At 70.2% G+C, this 16,158-nt stretch carries 22 protein-coding genes and 4 pseudogenes; 8 read left to right on the forward strand and 18 right to left on the reverse strand.

The features are described 5' to 3' along the window. Nucleotides 1–4 precede the first annotated feature (4 nt). From MU852_RS06390 to MU852_RS06400, 3 genes are read right to left on the reverse strand one after another with little or no spacing between them, the layout of a single operon-like run. Nucleotides 5–1,444, reverse strand: coding sequence for a sensor histidine kinase (locus MU852_RS06390; RefSeq protein WP_249751490.1), 1,440 nt, complete (start codon nt 1,442–1,444; stop codon nt 5–7). Next, nucleotides 1,441–2,121, reverse strand: a complete 681-nt coding sequence (locus tag MU852_RS06395) for a response regulator transcription factor (protein WP_249751491.1) — start codon at nt 2,119–2,121, stop codon at nt 1,441–1,443. The genes MU852_RS06390 and MU852_RS06395 overlap by 4 nt, the downstream gene beginning before the upstream one ends. Next, nucleotides 2,121–2,450: a hypothetical protein gene (locus tag MU852_RS06400; protein WP_249751492.1), complete on the reverse strand. Its 330-nt coding sequence runs from the start codon at nt 2,448–2,450 to the stop codon at nt 2,121–2,123. The genes MU852_RS06395 and MU852_RS06400 overlap by 1 nt, the downstream gene beginning before the upstream one ends. Before the next feature lie 218 nt (nt 2,451–2,668). On the opposite strand from MU852_RS06400, the gene MU852_RS06405 reads away from it, so the two are divergent. Further along, nucleotides 2,669–3,028 carry a hypothetical protein gene (locus MU852_RS06405; RefSeq protein WP_249751493.1) on the forward strand — a complete coding sequence of 120 codons (360 nt, stop codon included), beginning with the start codon at nt 2,669–2,671 and terminating at the stop codon, nt 3,026–3,028. A gap of 16 nt (nt 3,029–3,044) precedes the next feature. Here MU852_RS06405 and MU852_RS06410 read toward each other — a convergent pair whose 3' ends face one another. Both MU852_RS06410 and MU852_RS06415 read right to left on the reverse strand, forming a co-directional pair. Then, nucleotides 3,045–3,644, reverse strand: a complete 600-nt coding sequence (locus tag MU852_RS06410; RefSeq protein ID WP_249751494.1) for a uracil-DNA glycosylase family protein — start codon at nt 3,642–3,644, stop codon at nt 3,045–3,047. Then, complete coding sequence (locus MU852_RS06415) at nt 3,634–3,936, reverse strand: DUF3253 domain-containing protein (protein ID WP_249751495.1); 303 nt, start codon at nt 3,934–3,936, stop codon at nt 3,634–3,636. Before MU852_RS06415 ends, MU852_RS06410 begins: the two co-directional genes overlap by 11 nt. A gap of 44 nt (nt 3,937–3,980) precedes the next feature. Between MU852_RS06415 and MU852_RS06420 the strand changes: the two genes are divergently transcribed. Further along, the gene (locus MU852_RS06420; RefSeq protein ID WP_249751496.1) at nt 3,981–4,412 is read left to right on the forward strand and encodes a PaaI family thioesterase; all 432 of its coding nucleotides are present in this window, start codon (nt 3,981–3,983) and stop codon (nt 4,410–4,412) included. A 5-nt stretch (nt 4,413–4,417) separates the two neighbouring features. Here MU852_RS06420 and MU852_RS06425 read toward each other — a convergent pair whose 3' ends face one another. From MU852_RS06425 to MU852_RS06460, 9 genes and pseudogenes are all read right to left on the reverse strand, one after another. After that, a complete protein-coding gene (locus MU852_RS06425; RefSeq protein WP_249751497.1) occupies nt 4,418–4,795 on the reverse strand; it encodes a type II toxin-antitoxin system VapC family toxin in 378 nt (125 codons plus the stop codon). After that, complete coding sequence (locus MU852_RS06430) at nt 4,792–5,076, reverse strand: type II toxin-antitoxin system Phd/YefM family antitoxin (RefSeq protein WP_249751498.1); 285 nt, start codon at nt 5,074–5,076, stop codon at nt 4,792–4,794. Before MU852_RS06430 ends, MU852_RS06425 begins: the two co-directional genes overlap by 4 nt. Before the next feature lie 35 nt (nt 5,077–5,111). Next, nucleotides 5,112–5,726 (reverse strand): glutathione S-transferase family protein, encoded by a 615-nt coding sequence (locus MU852_RS06435; protein WP_249751499.1) that lies wholly within the window; start codon nt 5,724–5,726, stop codon nt 5,112–5,114. Between the two features lie 28 nt (nt 5,727–5,754). Then, nucleotides 5,755–7,028, reverse strand: a pseudogene (locus tag MU852_RS06440) (NupC/NupG family nucleoside CNT transporter). 79 nt (nt 7,029–7,107) lie between these two features. Beyond that, a complete protein-coding gene (locus MU852_RS06445) occupies nt 7,108–7,536 on the reverse strand; it encodes a DoxX family protein (protein WP_249751500.1) in 429 nt (142 codons plus the stop codon). Next, entirely contained in the window at nt 7,533–7,961 is a 429-nt protein-coding gene (locus MU852_RS06450; protein ID WP_249751501.1) for a hypothetical protein, read from the reverse strand. The genes MU852_RS06445 and MU852_RS06450 overlap by 4 nt, the downstream gene beginning before the upstream one ends. 61 nt (nt 7,962–8,022) lie before the next feature. Then, nucleotides 8,023–8,289, reverse strand: a pseudogene (locus MU852_RS18175) (HvfC/BufC N-terminal domain-containing protein); the annotation flags it as partial. Beyond that, nucleotides 8,286–9,133, reverse strand: a pseudogene (gene bufB, locus MU852_RS06455) (MNIO family bufferin maturase). The pseudogenes MU852_RS18175 and bufB, both read right to left, overlap by 4 nt. Further along, a complete protein-coding gene (locus MU852_RS06460; RefSeq protein WP_249751502.1) occupies nt 9,133–9,438 on the reverse strand; it encodes a BufA1 family periplasmic bufferin-type metallophore in 306 nt (101 codons plus the stop codon). Before MU852_RS06460 ends, bufB begins: the two are co-directional and overlap by 1 nt. Nucleotides 9,439–9,591: 153 nt before the next feature. Here MU852_RS06460 and MU852_RS06465 point away from each other — a divergent pair, with 153 nt between their 5' ends. Genes MU852_RS06465 through MU852_RS06470 form a run of 3 tightly spaced genes read left to right on the forward strand, consistent with a single transcriptional unit; the run spans nt 9,592 to nt 10,758 of the window. Beyond that, nucleotides 9,592–9,996, forward strand: a complete 405-nt coding sequence (locus MU852_RS06465; protein ID WP_249751503.1) for a sigma factor — start codon at nt 9,592–9,594, stop codon at nt 9,994–9,996. A gap of 8 nt (nt 9,997–10,004) precedes the next feature. Beyond that, on the forward strand, nt 10,005–10,133 hold the full coding sequence (locus MU852_RS17300) for a hypothetical protein (protein ID WP_283843807.1): 129 nt from the start codon (nt 10,005–10,007) through the stop codon (nt 10,131–10,133). After that, the gene (locus MU852_RS06470; protein ID WP_249751504.1) at nt 10,123–10,758 is read left to right on the forward strand and encodes an NrsF family protein; all 636 of its coding nucleotides are present in this window, start codon (nt 10,123–10,125) and stop codon (nt 10,756–10,758) included. The genes MU852_RS17300 and MU852_RS06470 overlap by 11 nt, the downstream gene beginning before the upstream one ends. A gap of 4 nt (nt 10,759–10,762) precedes the next feature. On the opposite strand, the gene MU852_RS06475 is transcribed toward MU852_RS06470, so the two are convergent. Next, the gene (locus tag MU852_RS06475) at nt 10,763–11,641 is read right to left on the reverse strand and encodes a branched-chain amino acid aminotransferase (protein ID WP_249751505.1); all 879 of its coding nucleotides are present in this window, start codon (nt 11,639–11,641) and stop codon (nt 10,763–10,765) included. A gap of 82 nt (nt 11,642–11,723) precedes the next feature. On the opposite strand from MU852_RS06475, the gene MU852_RS06480 reads away from it, so the two are divergent. The 3 genes and pseudogenes from MU852_RS06480 to MU852_RS06490 all read left to right on the forward strand — a co-directional run bounded on the left by MU852_RS06480 (nt 11,724) and on the right by MU852_RS06490 (nt 14,396). Then, a complete protein-coding gene (locus MU852_RS06480) occupies nt 11,724–12,461 on the forward strand; it encodes a response regulator (RefSeq protein ID WP_249751506.1) in 738 nt (245 codons plus the stop codon). A gap of 15 nt (nt 12,462–12,476) precedes the next feature. Further along, nucleotides 12,477–13,857, forward strand: a pseudogene (locus MU852_RS06485) (ATP-binding protein). Between the two features lie 41 nt (nt 13,858–13,898). Continuing rightward, nucleotides 13,899–14,396: a hypothetical protein gene (locus MU852_RS06490; protein WP_249751507.1), complete on the forward strand. Its 498-nt coding sequence runs from the start codon at nt 13,899–13,901 to the stop codon at nt 14,394–14,396. A 12-nt stretch (nt 14,397–14,408) separates the two neighbouring features. On the opposite strand, the gene MU852_RS06495 is transcribed toward MU852_RS06490, so the two are convergent. The 3 genes from MU852_RS06495 to MU852_RS06505 are packed head-to-tail and all read right to left on the reverse strand — an operon-like array spanning nt 14,409 to nt 16,072. Further along, nucleotides 14,409–15,203 (reverse strand): pyrroline-5-carboxylate reductase family protein, encoded by a 795-nt coding sequence (locus MU852_RS06495; RefSeq protein ID WP_249751508.1) that lies wholly within the window; start codon nt 15,201–15,203, stop codon nt 14,409–14,411. Beyond that, on the reverse strand, nt 15,203–15,706 hold the full coding sequence (locus MU852_RS06500) for a type III secretion system chaperone family protein (protein ID WP_249751509.1): 504 nt from the start codon (nt 15,704–15,706) through the stop codon (nt 15,203–15,205). Before MU852_RS06500 ends, MU852_RS06495 begins: the two co-directional genes overlap by 1 nt. Nucleotides 15,707–15,751: 45 nt before the next feature. Then, entirely contained in the window at nt 15,752–16,072 is a 321-nt protein-coding gene (locus MU852_RS06505; RefSeq protein WP_249751510.1) for an accessory factor UbiK family protein, read from the reverse strand. Nucleotides 16,073–16,158: the final 86 nt, after the last annotated feature.

Here is a 16,158-nt window from a genome sequence, read left to right on the forward strand (position 1 = left end):
GGCGTCACAGTTCGGCGGCGGGCAGCTCCAGCACCACCTTCAGCCCGCCCATGTCGCTGTCCCCCAGCCTCATCCGGCCGCCATAGGCCCGCGTCAGGTCGTCGACGATGGACAGGCCCAGGCCCGATCCCGGCGCGTCCTCGTCCAGGCGCGCGCCGCGCTTCAGCACCTCGGCGCGGGCGGCCTCGGGCAGGCCTGGCCCGTCGTCCTCGATCACCGTGACCAGCCGTCCAAGCCCGTCCGGCCCCGCCGACACGCGCACGCGCCGTCGGCTGAACTTGGCCGCGTTCTCGATCAGATTGCCCAGGATTTCCTGCAGGTCCTGCCGCTCGCCCAGGAAGGCCAGGCCGTCGGGCGCGCGCCAGTCGATCTCCACCCCCTTGTCGCGGAACACCTGCTCGATCATCACCGCCAGTTCGTCCAGCACCTCGGGCACGTCGGTCTTCTCGCCCAGGCCGTGGGCGGCGCGGGCGGCGGCGCGGGCGCGGCGCAGGTGGTGATCGACCTGGCCCTGCATCACCTTGGTCTGGCGCCGGACCAGTTCCGGCAGCGTCCCCTCGGCCGTCCCCGCTTCGGCCATCATCACCGAGATCGGCGTCTTCAGCGCATGGGCCAGGTTGCCGACGTGGGTGCGCTGGCGCTCCACGACCTCCTGATTGTGGTCCAGCAGGCGGTTGACCTGCTCGGCCAGGGGCTGGATCTCGACCGGATAGCTGCGCCCGATCCGCGCCGCCTTGCCCTTGCGGACATCGGCGATCTCGTTCCTCAGATCATAGAGGGGGCGCAGGCCGACCTGGACCTGGATGAAGACCGCCGACACCAGGCCGAAGCCCATCACCAGCAGGGCGATCCAGGTCACGGTGGCGAACTGGCGGGTGTCGGCGTCGATATTCGACCGGTCCAGCGCGGCCAGGAAGACGACCGGCTCGTCGTAGCGCGGGATGGACTTCATGCTGGCGGCCGCGCGCAGGGGCTCGCCCTTGGGGCCCACGGTGTTGAAGCTGATGACGTCGCCGAAGGCCGCGTCCAACCGGTCGGGCAGGTCCGGCGGGGTGTCCAGGTCGTAGTTCCACAGCGAGCGGGACCGCTCCAGCATCACCAGCCGCCCGTCCGCCCCCTCGCGCGCGATCGCCCAGTACTTGCCCGACAGCAGGCGCAGGGTGCGGGCGTCCTGGATCTGGGGCACGGCCTGGTCGCGCGGCGTGCGCGCCGCCGCAACCACGATCTCGTCGACCGTCTCGTTCAGCACGTTTCCCAGCCGGCGCAGGGCCGATTCCTGGAAGGCCTGGGTCAGGAACAGGGCCGCGATCACCAGGGCCAGCAGGATCCACGCCGCCGCCAGCCAGATCAGGCGCCGGGTCAGCGAACGGCCGGGCCGCCCGAACCAGCGGCCCCAGTCCCGCCGCGGCGGCCGCGCGGACGCGGGGGCCGGGGCCTCGTTCACGCCGCTTCGGTCTCGCCCGGCAGGGGCGTCAGCCGATAGCCCAGGCCGCGCACGGTCTCGATCCGATCCGATCCGACCTTCTTGCGCACCCGGCCGATGAACACCTCGATGGTGTTGGAGTCGCGGTCGAAGTCCTGGTCATACAGGTGCTCGACCAGTTCGGTGCGGCTGATGACCCGGCCCTGGTGCATCATCATGTAGTGCAGCAGCCGGTATTCCAGGCTGGTCAGGCGCAGGGGCTCGCCGTTGACGCTGGCCCGCGCCGCGCGCGGGTCCAGCCGCAGGCCGCCGCACGACAGCGTCGCCGAGGCGTGGCCGGCCGAGCGGCGCAGCAGCGCGCGCAGCCGCGCCAGCAGCTCCTCGGTATGGAAGGGCTTGGTCAGATAGTCGTCGGCCCCGGCGTCGAAGCCCGCCACCTTGTCCGACCAGGCGCCGCGCGCGGTCAGGATCAGCACCGGCGTCGCCTTGCCCTCGCGCCGCCAGCGCTCCAGCACCGACACGCCGTCGATCTTGGGCAGGCCCAGGTCCAGCACGATGACGTCATAGGGTTCGTTCTCGCCCAGATAATGGGCTTCCTCGCCGCCCGGGGCGTGATCGACCGCATAGCCGGCGTCGCCCAGGGCCGTCTTCAGCTGACGCGACAGGTCCGCGTCGTCCTCGACCAGAAGCACGCGCATCAGTTCGGCCTGCGACGCTGGGTGTTGTTGTCGTTTCCGCCCTGGCTGGTGCGGCCGGTCTGGCCGTCGACCACGACCTCGCGCACCCGGCCGTCGCGCTCGACCAGCACGGAATAGTCGCCGTTGCGGCGCGGCTGGGTGTCGATCACGCGGCCGCCGCCGGCCTGGCCGCCGCGTCGGCGGGCCTCGTCCGGGCTGACGCGCGGCGCGGGCCGCTCCTGCGACTGCTGACGTTGATCGCGCGACTGGGCGACCGCCTCCGTCGACAGGACGGGAGCGAAGGCCAGGGCCGCGACGGCGACGATGAGACTGGCGGGTTTGCGGAACATGGCGGTCGATCTAGCCCCGTGCGCCTGAACAGGCGCTGAATGGTCCGTATAGGTGAAATGGGCGGCGCGGCAAAACCAAGGAACGGTGATCGTGACCGATTTCTCATCTGGATGAACCGAACCTGATCGTCCCTGTTCAGATCGGGCTCAGCCGCCGGGTGGTCATCTGGCCTCATCGCTGGTCGCCCCGACCGGCGCCGAAAACGAGGAGTCCTCCCATGCGGAAGTTCGTCATCACCGCCGTCGCCCTGGCCGCCGTTTCGGTCGCCGCGCCGTCGTTCGCCCAATCCTATCATCGCCCGGCGCCGCACGCCGTCAGCTACGGCTCGTGGCAGTCGATCAACGCCCGCCAGGCCAATCTGGACCGCCGCATCGACCAGGGCGTCCGCACCGGCCAGCTGAGCCGCCGGGAAGCCACCCGGGTGCGCGGCGAATTCGCCAGCCTGCTGCGTCTGGAAGCCAACTACCGCCGCGGCGGCCTGAGCGCCTGGGAGCGCAACGACCTGGATCGTCGCTTCGACCGCCTGTCGGCCCAGGTCCGCTACGAGCGTCGCGACCGCGACAACCGCCGCGGCTGATTTCGTCACGACGACCTCAGGGGTCCGCGCGCTCCCGCAGCGCGCGGACCCTTTGTCTGAGGTGCGGCAGGACCTCGGCCTCGAACCAGGGATTGCGCTTCAGCCAGGCGGTGTTGCGCCATGACGGGTGCGGCAGGGGCAGGACCGCCGGGCCGTAGTCGCGCCAGGCCCGCACCGTCTCCGTCATGTTGGCCTTGGCCCGTCCGCCCAGCGCCCAGGCCTGGGCGTAGCCGCCGACCAGCAGGGTCAGCTCCACCGCCGGCAGGGCCTCCAGCAAGCGCGGCCGCCACAGCTCGGCGCAGCGCCGCGGCGGCGGATAGTCGCCGCCTTTCGGAGCGGTTCCCGGATAGCAGAAGGCCTGGGCCGCCACCCCGATGCGGGGATCGCCGTAGAAGGTCTCGTAATCCACCCCCATCCAGTCGCGCAGCCGGTCGCCCGAAGGGTCGGTGAAGGGCCGCCCGCTCTCGTGCACCCGCCGACCCGGCGCCTGGCCGCAGATCAGCAGACGCGTCTCGGGCGAGACCCAGACCACCGGCCGGGGCGTATGCGGCAGCGCCCCGGCGCAGGCGCGGCAGGCGCGGATGTCGGCGACGACCGCGTCGAGGTCAGTCGTCATCGCCTTCTTCGACCGGCGGGCGGCGGCTCAGGGCCAGGGCCGTCTCCTCCTCGGTCGGCAGCCGCAGCCGGGTCACGCCCCGGAAGTCGTCCGGATCGACGGGCTTGCCCTTCTTGGTGATGGTCAGACGGCCCTGGCGCATCAGCCCCAGCGCGGTCGTGCGCACCTTGGGCAGCATGCGCTGCCACTGTTCGGGCTGCAGCGCCTTGGCCACCTCGGCCGGCTCTATGCTCTTGCCCGGGCCGAGGGCGGACAGTTTTTCGAAAATTGCGGCTTCGATCGGATCGCTCATCGCGCCTATATGCTGCACCGCACGCTCAGAAGTAAGACCAAGACATGGCCAACAAGATCACCGTGACCGAGGGCGAGTTCGCCGGCTGGCAGACCTACGACCACCACGCCACCTTCGACACCGTCGTGGGACCCTTCTACGGCCGCCCGGACCCGGACGGCCAGATGCGCTGCGCCTTCCGCGCCGAGCCCAAGCACATGAACGCCGGCGGGCGGATGCACGGCGGCTGCCTGATGACCTTCGCCGACATCGCCCTGTTCCAGATTGCCTATCAGGAGCTGGAAGGCGCCTCGGGCGTCACGGTGCAGCTGGATTCCACGTTCATCGACGGCGCCTATGTCGGCGAACTGATCGAGGCGACCGGCCAGGTCAGCAAGGCCGGCAAGAGCCTGATCTTCGTGCGCGGCCAGATCACCGCCGGCGAGCGTCTGCTGATGACCTTCTCGGGCGTGATCCGGAAGTTCACGCCCAGGTGATCGGGTCAGACCAGCAGGACCTGGACGTCATAGTCGATCAAGGTCCGGTCGGACGTGACCAACGTCGCACCTTCTATCTGGGCCTGCGCGACGATCAATCGATCGAAGGGATCCCGATGAATCCAAGGCAGGCTGGAGACTTGCCAGGCATGACGAACGTTCACCGACAGGAACCGACAGTCCTGGGCCTGCAACTCCTCGATGAAGCGCTCGTTGATATCGAGCTTGCCGAGAGAGCGCTTGATCGCGACTTCCACCACGGACACGGCGCTGACGACTATTTCGTTGGACGTGTCGCCCAGTCGTTCAAGGGTTAAGCCCGACAATCTCTCGGGCTTCGCGATCAGCCAGATCGCGACGTTGGTGTCGAGCAGGTATCTCAATCCGTGGGGCTCGGATCGCCCGGAGAGATTTCGCTTTCATAGAACATGCGGGCGATCTCCTCGTTGGTTTCGGGGCTGTCCCAATCGTCCGCCAAGTGGATTTCGTCTCGCATCCGGCCGAACTCCCGCTTCCTTTTCGGACTCTCCTCCGGCTGGATCGGATTGAGCCGCACCAGCGGCCTGCCCGCCTTGGCGATCACCACCTCCTCGCCCGCCAGCGCGCGTTCGATCAGCTTCGACAGCGTGGTCTTGGCTTCGTGGATGTTCGCGGTGACGGCCATGCCGGTAAGCTAACCTAGCTAACCCGAATTTTCAATCACACCCCCGCCTGCGCCGCCGGCCGCGCGCGGCACGTCTCCAGCCAGCGCGCCAGGTTCTCCAGCTCGGCCGGCGGGCGGTATTTGATCAGCCGGCCGAAATCCAGGCCCACCACGGCGACGATGTCGGCGATGGTGAAGCGGTCGGCGATGAATTCGGTGTCGGCCAGGCGCCGGTCCAGCGTCTTCATGAACCTCTCGGCGCCCGCGCGATTGTACTCGGCCACCTGGGGCTGCGGCGTCTCCAGCACCGCCAGGGCCGGATGGCTGAAGCGCACGGTCAGCATCATCGGATTGGCCAGATAGATTTCGCACCGGCGCATCCACATCTCGATGACGGCCTGCTCCTTCGGGTCGCGGCCGAACAGGTTCGGCTCCGGATGCAGCGCCTCCAGATAGCGGCCGATAGCGATCGATTCCGTCAGCCGGGTTCCGTCAGCCAGCTCCAAGGCCGGAACGTGCGGCACGCCGAACTTCGCCCGGTAGTCGGGCGTGCGGTGTTCGCCCGACATGATGTCGATCTCGACGACCTCGACGTCCTGGATGCCCTTCTCGGCCATGATCCAGCGGACCCGGCGCGGGTTGGGCGCGCGGTGTGAGGTGTACAGCTTCATAGCGGCGTTCCCGTTGCGTTTGGAAACGCTACTGCGCGAACACCGCCGCGGGCAAGGCGCCGACGATGGCCGCGCTCATCAAGGTGGCCATGAAGCCGGCGAACAGGGCCTTCCAGATCAGGCCCAGCACCTCTTCGCGCCGCTCGGGCATCAGGACCGACAGGCCGGTCACCGTGATGCCGACCGAACCGATGTTGGCGAAGCCGCACAGGGCGTAGGTCATCAGCATCCGCGTGCGCTCGCTCATCTCGCCCGCCGGAATGCGACCCAGGTCGATGAAGGCGACGAACTCGGTCAGGGTCAGTTTGACGCCCAAGAGCCAGCCGGCCTTGCCCGCCTCGGACGCCTCGACCCCCGTCAGCCAGGCCAGGGGGGTGAACAGCACGCCCAGCATCCGCTCGACCGTCAGCGGCTCGCCGAACACGACGAAACCGCTCAGCATCACATTGACCAGAGCCACCAGCGCCACGAAGACGATCAGCACCGCCGAAATGTTCAGCACCACCATCAGCCCGTCCGACGTGCCTTTGGAGATGGCGTCGATGGCGCTGTCGTACTTCAGCGCGGAATCGTAGCTGATGGCCTGGGCGGCCTCCTTGTTGGGCTCCGGCACGATGATCCGCGCCAGCAGCACCCCGGCGGGCGCCGAGACGATGGAGGCGACCAGCACGTGCCCCGCCGCATTGGGCAGGGTCTGGGACAGGATGCTGGCGTAGGCCACCATGGTCGAACCCGCGACGGTGGCAGGCCGACGGTCATCATCAGGAAGATCTCCGACCGGCTCAGCTTGTCCAGATAGGCCTTGATGACGATCGGGCTCTCGATCGTGCCCAGAAAGATGTTGGCCGCCACCGCCAGGGCCGAGGCGCCGCCCAGACCCATGGTCCGCTGGAACAGGAAGCCGAAGCCCCGGATCAGCCACTTCAGGATTTTCCAGTGCCACAGCAGGGCCGACAGGGCCGAGATCACCAGGATCAGCGGCAGCACGTTGAAGGCGAAGGTGAACAGCGCCCCCTCGTTGGCCACCGCATAGGGCTGCTCGCCGCCCGCCAGATAGCCGAACACGAACCGCGTGCCCTGGGCCGTGGCGGCCGCCAGGCCGTCGATGGCGCCCGTCACCGCCGCCAGCACGCCGCGCGATCCGGGGATGGCGAACAGGGCCAGGACCAGCGCCGCCTGCACCGCCACCGCGCCCAGCGCCAGCTTCCACGGGAACACCCGGCGGTTCTCCGAGATCGCCCAGCACAGGGCGACGATGACGACCAGGCCGAACAGGCTCTGGAGGTTCAGGAGGCTGAACATGAAGTCGGATTCCCACGCCGCGCGGCGGCTTCATCCGCTTCAAGGACAAGTTGACGCGGCTGGCAAGGGCGCCGGGGCCTCAGTCCAGACGGAAAACCCGATCCAGGCTGGCCGCGCCGGGCCCGCGCGCGATCAGATAGACCAGCGGCCCGGCCCACAGCAGGTGGGTGGGCCAGCCGGTCGGCACGACGAACAGCTGGATCACCGCCGTCATCAGCAGCAGGCCGATCGCCGCCGGCCGGGTCAGCAGGCCCAGCACCAGCAGGATCGGCAGGGCGTGTTCGGCATAGGTCGCCAGATGCGCCGCCAGGTCCGGCGGCAGCAGCGGCACGCGGTACTCCTCGGCGAACAGATACTCCGTTGACGGCGACAGGGTCAGCAGGCCGTCGACCTTGGTGCGGCCGGACAGGAAGAAGGGCGCGGCGACGCCGACGCGCAGCAGCAGGGCCAGCGGCCATTCGGGAACGGCGTCGGTGAGGCGCTGGTGGAAACGGGCGATGACGGTCATGGGTTCGGTCTCTGGATGGTTTCGAAGACGCCGAGCGCGATCAGGCCGGCGAACAGGGCGGGGACGTCCAGGCCCGGCTGGGCCGACTGGGCGGAAAGCGCGGCGGCGCCGAAGGCGCGGCCCTTGCGGCAGGCGCCCAGGAAGACCCATTCGGCGCGGGTCAGGCGGCGCGCCCGGACCTCGGCGTCCGGACGGTGGACCAGCAGGCCCTCCGGCTCGGCGCGCCAGGCCAGTTCGGCCCCGGACTGAGGATAGCGGTGCGCCAGCCACAGCGAAGGCGCGGTCCAGTCGAACCAGAACAGGCGCGCCGACGGGTGCAGCCGGGCGGGGACGCCGGTCAGGGCCAGGCCCAGGGCCGCGGCCTGACGGGCGTTCAGCGTGCGCGCGTCCGGCGCCAGGTGCGCCTCGGTCCAGGCGCGGTCCAAGCGCGCGGCGCGCCAGATAGGCCATCTCCCGCGCCGGCTCGAACCGGGCCAGCCAGTCGGGAAAGCCCGCGCCATAGGCGGCCAGGACGGGATCGTCGCCGGGCTGTTCCTCGACGAACTCGCGCGCGGCGGCGCGGAACCATTCGCCGCCAACCAGCTGCGACACGGTCGGATAGTTGGCCTCCAAGGCGTCGATGCGGCCTTTGATGGCGGTGTTGCGATAGACGGCGACGGCGCCCAGCGTTCGGTCGTCCGGCGCCAGATGCGGCCACAGATCGTCGAACCGGCCCTGAAGCGCGGTCTCGAAGGCGTCGTGAAAGGCGGTCATGCGTGGGTCTCCACGGCGGCCAGCGCGTCGGCGGCGCGGGCCTGTTCGGCCAGAAGCTCGGCAAAGGCGGGGACCTGTCCGTCCCGCTCGATCAGGGTCGGCCGGGCGCCGATGCGGTCGACTAGGCGCCGGTGCAGGCGCCAGACGGCCTCGTCGACCGGGGCGTCGTGGCTGTCGATCAGCAGGCTTTCGCCCCAGACCGGATCGGGGCGATGCCCCGCCAGGTGGATTTCGCCGACCAAGTCGCCGGGCACGGCGTCCAGCCACGCCTCGGCCGACAGGCCCATGTTGGCGGCGCTGACGTGCACATTGTTGACGTCCACCAGCAGGCCGCAGCCGGTGCGCCGGGCGATCTCGACCAGAAAGTCGACCTCGTCCCACTCATGACCGGCCATCGGCAGATAGGCGGTCGGGTTCTCGATCAGCAGGCGGCGTCCCAGATGTTCCTGCGCCTCTTCAACGTGGTCGCAGACCAGTCGCAGCATCTCGCGGCTGCGCGGGACCGGCAGGAGGTCAGGGTGATAGACGTTCCCGCGCCGCGACCAGGCCAGATGTTCGGACACCACGAAGGGCTCGAACCGATCGATCAGGGCGCGGAAGCGGGCCAGGTGCGCGCGGTCGGGGCGCTCGTCCCCGGCCAGCGACAGGCCCACGCCGTGCAGCGACAGCGGCCGGCGCGCGCGATGCGCTCCAGCCAGGTCAGGCGCGGCCCGCCGGCGACCATGTAGTTCTCGGGATGGACCTCGAACCACAGGCCGTCCTGCGCGCCGACCGCCGGCTGGCCGTCCGCCTCGGCATAGTGCTGGGGCTTCAGACCGAGCCCGGCGGTCGGGGCGACGGACATCAGCGGTTCGGAATGGCGGTCAGCGAGCCATTGCCCTTGGGCGTCTGGATCGAGGTGCAGGTGCCCTTGGCGACCAGCTTCCAGGCGTTGCCCTGATAGTCGCGCACCGAGGTGCCGGCGCAGGTGGTGCCGGGGCCGGCGGCGCAGTCGTTCTGGCCGGCCTTGGCCACGCCGTAGCACTTCTCCATCGCGCGTTCCTGCTCGGCGGAGGGACGGTTTTGCGCGGCGGCGGCGTGGGCGCCCAGGGCCAGAAGGGCGCCGGCGCCGATCGCGATCTTGGCGGAGGTGGCGAGGGTGGTTTGCATCGGGGTCGTCTCCTGTAGGGGACCGGTCCGGGGCGGAGCGGCCTGACGGGAGAGGGTTCGTCGCGACGGCGGCGCAGGTTACGAAAAAAGTCCTCGAGGAATTTCCGCGCCGTCGTGTAACCATCGACCGGTCCGACGCGAATGGAACGCTGCGTGGTCGACAGGGAAGCCGAGCTCAAGCGTCTGATGTTGCGGGGTCTCGATGGCGACGCCGCGGCCTGGCGCGCCCTGCTGTCCGAGATGCGCGGCGCCCTGACCCCCTTCTTCAAACGTCGCCTGATCGGCTGCGAGGCCGATGCGGAGGATCTCGTGCAGGACTGTCTGATCGCCATCCACGCCAAGCGCGCGACCTATGACCGGTCGCTGCCGTTCACGGCCTGGGCCTATGCGATCGCCCGCTACAAGCTGATCGACCATTTCCGCCGCCTGGGCCGGCGCCCCGACGTGCCGCTGGAGGAGGCCTCGGTCCTTCTGGCCGAACACACGGTCGAGGACGGCGTCATCCGCCGCGACTTGAAGACGGTCCTGTCCATCTGCCGCTGCGCCAGCGCCGCCTGATCGAGGACGTGCGCATCGGCGGTTTCAGCCTGGCCGAGGCGGCCGCCCGCAACGGCTTCACCGAGGGCGCGGCCAAGGTCAGCGTCCACCGCTCCATGAAGACGCTGTCCGCCAGCGTGAAGACCGATGAAGACTGACGACCTGATCGACGCCCTGGCGGCGGGACTGGAACCCGTCGCGCCCGCGCGGATGGACCCGGCATGGCTCTGCTGGGCGGGCGGCGCGGCGACGGTCGCGGTGGCCCTGCTCCTGGGCGTCCGCCCCGACCTGACCGAGGCGCTGCAGGCGCCGACGCCCTGGCTCAAGGCGATCTACACCGCCCTTCTGGCGGGGGCGGCGATCCGGCTGGCCACGCGCCTGGGGCGTCCCGGCATCGACGCGCGCCCGGCGGCGGCGATGCTGCTGGCGGTGGTGGCGGCCGCCGTCCTGTGGGGCGGGATTGAGACGGCGATGACCCCGGCGGACCAGCGCATGGCCGGCTGGCTGGGCGGAACCTGGACCGTCTGCGGGCGCAACATCGTGCTGGCGTCGGCCTTCGCCGCGCCGCTGGTCTTCCTGTCGGCGCGCAAGCTGGCCCCCACGCGCCCGACGGCGGCGGGCCTGGCGCTGGGCGTGGCGGCCGGCGGCATCGCCGCGACCGCCTACGGCCTGCTGCATTGCGGCGAGGCGACGGCAGCCTTCGTCGCCACCTGGTACACGCTGGGCGTGGCCGCGGCGGGCCTGATCGGCGCCGTGGTCGGCCGTTTCGCCCTGCGCTGGTGACGCCCTACAGCTGGCGGCGCACCAGCCTGCCGTAGTGCTCCATCAAGTCCAGCGACAGGGCGCCGGGCGTGAAGCGATAGTCGCCGATCTCGCTGACCGGGGTCACCTCGACCGCCGTGCCGGTCAGGAAGCATTCGGAGAAGTCCGACAGTTCCTCCGGCCGGATGTCGCGCACCACCACCTCGATCCCCTTGGCCTGGGCGATCTCGATCACCGTCTGGCGGGTGATGCCGTCCAGGATGTGGTCGACCCTTGGCGTGTGCAGCACGCCGTCCTTGACGAAGAAGACGTTGGCGCCGGTCGCCTCGGCCACGAAGCCGCGCCAGTCCAGCATCATGGCGTCGGCGAAGCCGCGCCGCTCGGCCGCGTTCTTGGACATGGTGCAGATCATGTACAGACCCGCCGCCTTGGCCGTGGTCGGGGCGGTGGCCGGATCGGGGCGGCGCCACTTGGACCATTCCAGCCGCAGGCCGCGCGCCTTGACCTCGGGGTCGAAATAGCTGGGCCAGTCCCACACGGCGACGGCCAGGTGCACCTTGTTGTTCAGGGCCGAGACGCTGGTCTGCTCCGGCCCCAGGAAGGCGACGGGCCGCACGTAGCAGTCGGTCAGGCCGTTCCGGGCGCAGGTGTCGTTGCAGATGGCGTCGATCTCGGCGACGCTGTAAGGGATTTCGAAATCGAGCAGTTCGGCCGACCGCTTCAGGCGCTCAGAATGGGGCGTCAGCTTGAAGATTTCGCCGCCATACATACGCTCACCCTCGAACACGGACGATCCGTAATGCAGGGCATGGGTCAGAACGTGCGTTTTCGCTTCCCGCCAGGGCACGAAATCGCCATCTACCCAGATCCAGCCGTCACGATCGTCGAAAGGAACGAAGGCCATTGCAATACGTCTCCCGCGGAACTGAGGGTGTTAGACCCGCCCGAATCGCTCAGGTCAACGCCTTGAGCGGGGAGAAGGCCGCATGAGCCTGACGGAATCGCGTCCTTACGGCCGTTCCGGGCCGATCGCGGGACCCGGCGTGGGCCGCCATCTGCTGATCGTCGACGACGACGACCGCATTCGTGAGCTGCTGAAGGAGTTCCTCTCGCGCGAGGGCTACCGGGTCACGGGCGCCGCCCACGCGGCGGCGGCCAAGCGGATGATGGAGCTGATCGAGTTCGACCTGGTCGTGCTGGACGTCATGATGCCCGGCGAAAGCGGCCTGGACCTGACCACCTGGGTTCGCGAGAAGGCCGAGACCTCCAAGACCCCCGTCCTGCTGCTGACCGCCCGGGGCGACGCCGAGGACCGGATCGAGGGCCTGTCGCGCGGCGCCGACGACTATATGGCCAAGCCGTTCGAACCGCGCGAACTGGTGCTTCGGATCGAGGCCATCCTGCGCCGCACGGGCGGCAAGCCCCTGACCCCGCGCGAGATCAAGCTGGGCGCCGCCGTCTTCGACATGGAGCGGCTGGAGCTGACCCGCGAGGGCAAGCCCCAGCGCCTGACCGAGGCCGAGGCGCAGCTGCTGAAGACCCTGGCGCTGCACGCCCACGCCCCGGTCGAGCGGATGAGCCTGTCGCCCGACACCGCCGACATCACCGGCCGCGCGGTCGACGTCCAGGTCACGCGCCTGCGCCGCAAGCTGGAGGCCGACCCCAAGAACCCGCGCTATCTCCAGACCGTGCGCGGCGTCGGCTACATGCTGGCGCCGGACTGAGCCCCGGAGCGCGCCATGCGGCTGCTGCCCGCCTATCTGTGGCCGCGCTTCCTGAAGCGGCGCCTGCCCACCTCGCTGTGGGGCCGGTCGCTGCTGATCATCGTCCTGCCGGTGCTGGTGATGCAGACGGCGGTGACCTGGATCTTCTTCGACGCCCACTGGCAGACCGTGACCGCGCGCCTGTCGGAGGGGCTGGCCGGCGACATCGCCTGGGCGGTCGAAAGCTACGAGGACGATCCGACGCGCGAGAACCTGGACCGGATCGCCGAACGGGCCGAACGATCCATGTCCCTGTCCATCGCCTTGCAGGAGGACCGCACCCTGCCCACCGAGCAGCGCCGCGGGGCCATCGGCGTGGTCGACCGGGTGCTGGACCGGGCGCTGGCGGGCCGGCTGGACCGCCCCTACTGGTTCGACACCACCCGCTACCCCGCCTATGTCGACATCCAGGTGCAGGAGCCGCAGGGCGTGCTGCGCATCATCGCCCCGCGCGAACGGGCGGTGGCGACCCAGCGCACATCTTCGTGCTGTGGCTGGCGGTGGCGACCATCCTGCTGATGGGGGTGGCCATCCTGTTCATCCGCAACCAGGTGCGCGCCATCGAGCGGCTGGCCGACGCCGCCGAGGCCTTCGGGCGCGGCGAGACCGTGCCGCGCTTCAAGCCGCACGGCGCGCGCGAGGTCCGGGCCGCCGCCACCGCCTTTCTGGCCATGCGCGACCGCATCCAGCGCCACATCGACCAGCGCACGGCTCTTCTGGCCTCGGTCAGCCACGACCTGCGCACGCCCCTGACCCGTCTGCGGCTGGAACTGGCGCTGGCCCCGCCCTTCAAGCGCCAGGCCGCCATGCGCGGCGACCTGGACGAGATGGAGCACATGATCGACGAATACCTGGACTTCGCCCGCGGCGAGGCCGGGGAGCCGCCGGCCCCCGTCGTCATCCCCGATCTGCTGGAGGCCGCCGCCGCGGACGCCCGCCGCGTGGGCGCCGAGGTCGAGGTGGTCGCCCCGCCGGCCTGACCACGGCCGTGCGCCCCCTGGCCTTCAAGCGCGCCCTGGTGAACCTGACCGGCAACGCCGCCGCCCACGGCGACCGGGTGCGGCTGTCGGCCCGTCCCCTGGCCTCGGGCGGGCTGGAGATCCTGGTCGAGGACGACGGGCCGGGCATTCCCGAGGGGTTGCACGAGGAGGCGTTCCGCCCCTTCTCGCGCCTGGACGAATCCCGCAACCAGAACCGCAAGGGCGTGGGCCTGGGCCTGGCCATCGCCCGCGACGTGGCGCGCGGCCACGGCGGCGAGGTGACCCTGGGGCGCAGCGACCTGGGCGGGCTGAAGGCGATCATCCGCCTGCCGACGCCGGTTTCCACCGCCGCCCCCTCTAGCGAAACGGCGCCCTAGGGGTCATCTTCAGGTCCGACAGGGACTGGAGATGGATCACCATGCGTAAATCGCCTTTCTTCGCGCCCGCCGCCGCCGTGGCCGCCGCCCTCGCGGTCGCCGGCGCCGCCCAGGCGCAACCGGAGGCCGCTCAATCGGCCGTCAACGTCACCCTGGGCGCGGAGCTTCAGAGCCGCGTCGACAAGCTGGGCGACCGAGAAGTCGGCGAACAGGTCGCGCGCCTGCAGACCGAGGTCGAACAGGCCCTGTCCCAGCGCTATCCCGGCGCCTCGGCCCAACTGGTGCTGACCGACCTGAAGCCCAATCGTCCGACCATGCAGCAGATGCGCGACACCCCGGGCCTGGACCCGATCCGCAGCGTCTCGATCGGCGGCGCGGCGGTCGAGGGAACCATCGTCACCGCCGACGGCGAAAGCCGCCCGGTGAAGTTCTCCTACTTCTCGCCCAGCATCCGCGACGTCTATGGCTACGGGGTCTGGCACGACGCCGATCGCGCCTTCGACCGTCTGGGCGCGGGCATCGAGCGCGGGCGCTACTGACGCCTTAGAGCGTCAGCCCATCTCTCGGTTGCGGCGCACCGCCGCCGCAACCGTTTCCCGCAACGCCGTCGTCAGCCGGCCGTCCTGGTCCAGGGCGTCCAGACCCGCCCGGGTCGAGCCGCCGGGCGAGGCGATGCGCGCGATCAGGGTCTCCAAGGCGTCGTCGCCCATGGAGTCCGCCGCCGAACGCAGGGTCGCGCGCGCCAGCACGTCGGCCGTCTGCTTGTCCAGGCCCGCCGCCTGGCCGCCGCGCGCCAGCGCTTCGGTGAAGGCGTACACATAGGCCGCGCCCGATCCGGCGACGGCGGTCGCGGCGTCCATCAGGCCTTCGTCCGGCAGGTCGACCGTCTCGGCCATCGGCTCGAACAGGGCGCGTCCCAGCGCCCGCGCCGCGGGATCGGCCGCCCAGACCGAGGCCACGCCCCGGCCGCGCGACACGCCCGTCGTCGGCATCACCCGCCCGATGGGCCATCCGCCCAGCCCTTCGGCCAGGGTCGGCGCCGTCACGCCCGCCATCACCGACAGGATCACCGCCTGGTCGCCCAGGAAGGGCAGCAGCGGCGGCATCACCGTGCGCCACATCGCCGGCTTGACCGCGATCACCACGGCGCGCGCGTCCCTCAGCGCCTCGGGCTCGGGATTGATCCGCGCGCCGCGCGCCCGCGCCGCCTCCGAGGCCGGCTTTTCGGACGGGGTCAGGACGATCAAATCGGCGGGCGCGACCGCGCCGGTCAGCAGCCAGCCCTCCAGAATGGCGGACCCCAGCCGGCCGCAGCCGACCAGGACGACGGGACCGGAAACCGCCATCAGGCCGTGCCGACCGTCTCGAACAGGCAGGCGTCGATCGCCTCCTGCGGCTTCTTGTTGCCCCGGACCATGAAGTCGAAGGCGGGATAGTAGCGGTCCGCCGCCTCGATGGCCGCGTCGATCATCGACGCCGCCTGGGCCAGGGTCGGCCGCTCGCCCAGCGGCAGGGCCAGAGAGTGGCGGAAGACGATCTCGCCGTCCTCGGCCCACACCTCGAAATGGCCCATCCAGGTGCGCTGGTTGATCAGTCCGACCAGTTCATAGGCCGCCGTCTTGCGGCTCTTGGCCACGCGCAGGTCCAGGGCGCAGCACAGCTGCAGGCAGTCGCCCTCGGGCCGCCAGGCGAACCACAGCTCGTAGTCCTTCCAGTCGCCGGCCAGGGAAAAGGCCAGGTCCCCGTCGTCGGTGCGGTCGAACGGCAGGTTCTCGGCCGTCAGCACATGTTCGACGACTTCCAGCGGGTCGACGGGGATCTCCACCTCTTCGGGCCGGGCTGCGTCCATGGAGAGCAATCTCGATTCTGACTCAGGCCACGCGATTCGCGACCGTTAACGGGACGTTAGGCGTGTTCGCGGATTCGGCTCAACCGGCTGCGTCCTGCGGGGAGTTCCGCCTGTGGACGTTCCCTTGCGAGGCTTGCCGGCGGGCTTTTCCGCCGCCTTCAGCGCCGCGATCTCGGCGCGCAGGGCCGCGATCTCGTCCTTCAGCACGTCGAATTCGTCGCGGCGCACCAGATCCATCTCGGCCGCCAGGCGGTCGGTCTGGGCGCGCCAGGCGGTCCTGGCCTCTTCCCCCGCCGCCTGGGCCAGGCCCATCGCCCCGGTCGTCAGCTTGGCGAACTCGTCGAGGAGGGGATTTCGGGTCTGCATGGTCGGCTCCGAATCGAGCAGGGTTAACGAAGGTTTGCGCCATATGGTGAACGAAACCTTGATGGCCATGCGATGGCGTCGCGCGA

The sequence above is a fragment of the Brevundimonas albigilva genome (assembly GCF_023503965.1).
GTDB classification, from domain to species: Bacteria; Pseudomonadota; Alphaproteobacteria; order Caulobacterales; family Caulobacteraceae; genus Brevundimonas; species Brevundimonas albigilva.

Coding starts and splice junctions, on each gene's coding strand:
- MU852_RS06395 (WP_249751491.1), bottom strand. CDS start 2,121: ATGCGCGTGCTTCTGGTCGAGGACGACGCGGACCTGTCGCGTCAGCTG.
- MU852_RS06400 (WP_249751492.1), bottom strand. CDS start 2,450: ATGTTCCGCAAACCCGCCAGTCTCATCGTCGCCGTCGCGGCCCTGGCC.
- MU852_RS06405 (WP_249751493.1), top strand. CDS start 2,669: ATGCGGAAGTTCGTCATCACCGCCGTCGCCCTGGCCGCCGTTTCGGTC.
- MU852_RS06410 (WP_249751494.1), bottom strand. CDS start 3,644: ATGACGACTGACCTCGACGCGGTCGTCGCCGACATCCGCGCCTGCCGC.
- MU852_RS06415 (WP_249751495.1), bottom strand. CDS start 3,936: ATGAGCGATCCGATCGAAGCCGCAATTTTCGAAAAACTGTCCGCCCTC.
- MU852_RS06420 (WP_249751496.1), top strand. CDS start 3,981: ATGGCCAACAAGATCACCGTGACCGAGGGCGAGTTCGCCGGCTGGCAG.
- MU852_RS06430 (WP_249751498.1), bottom strand. CDS start 5,076: ATGGCCGTCACCGCGAACATCCACGAAGCCAAGACCACGCTGTCGAAG.
- MU852_RS06435 (WP_249751499.1), bottom strand. CDS start 5,726: ATGAAGCTGTACACCTCACACCGCGCGCCCAACCCGCGCCGGGTCCGC.
- MU852_RS06445 (WP_249751500.1), bottom strand. CDS start 7,536: ATGACCGTCATCGCCCGTTTCCACCAGCGCCTCACCGACGCCGTTCCC.
- MU852_RS06460 (WP_249751502.1), bottom strand. CDS start 9,438: ATGCAAACCACCCTCGCCACCTCCGCCAAGATCGCGATCGGCGCCGGC.
- MU852_RS06470 (WP_249751504.1), top strand. CDS start 10,123: ATGAAGACTGACGACCTGATCGACGCCCTGGCGGCGGGACTGGAACCC.
- MU852_RS06475 (WP_249751505.1), bottom strand. CDS start 11,641: ATGGCCTTCGTTCCTTTCGACGATCGTGACGGCTGGATCTGGGTAGAT.
- MU852_RS06480 (WP_249751506.1), top strand. CDS start 11,724: ATGAGCCTGACGGAATCGCGTCCTTACGGCCGTTCCGGGCCGATCGCG.
- MU852_RS06490 (WP_249751507.1), top strand. CDS start 13,899: ATGCGTAAATCGCCTTTCTTCGCGCCCGCCGCCGCCGTGGCCGCCGCC.
- MU852_RS06495 (WP_249751508.1), bottom strand. CDS start 15,203: ATGGCGGTTTCCGGTCCCGTCGTCCTGGTCGGCTGCGGCCGGCTGGGG.
- MU852_RS06500 (WP_249751509.1), bottom strand. CDS start 15,706: ATGGACGCAGCCCGGCCCGAAGAGGTGGAGATCCCCGTCGACCCGCTG.
- MU852_RS06505 (WP_249751510.1), bottom strand. CDS start 16,072: ATGCAGACCCGAAATCCCCTCCTCGACGAGTTCGCCAAGCTGACGACC.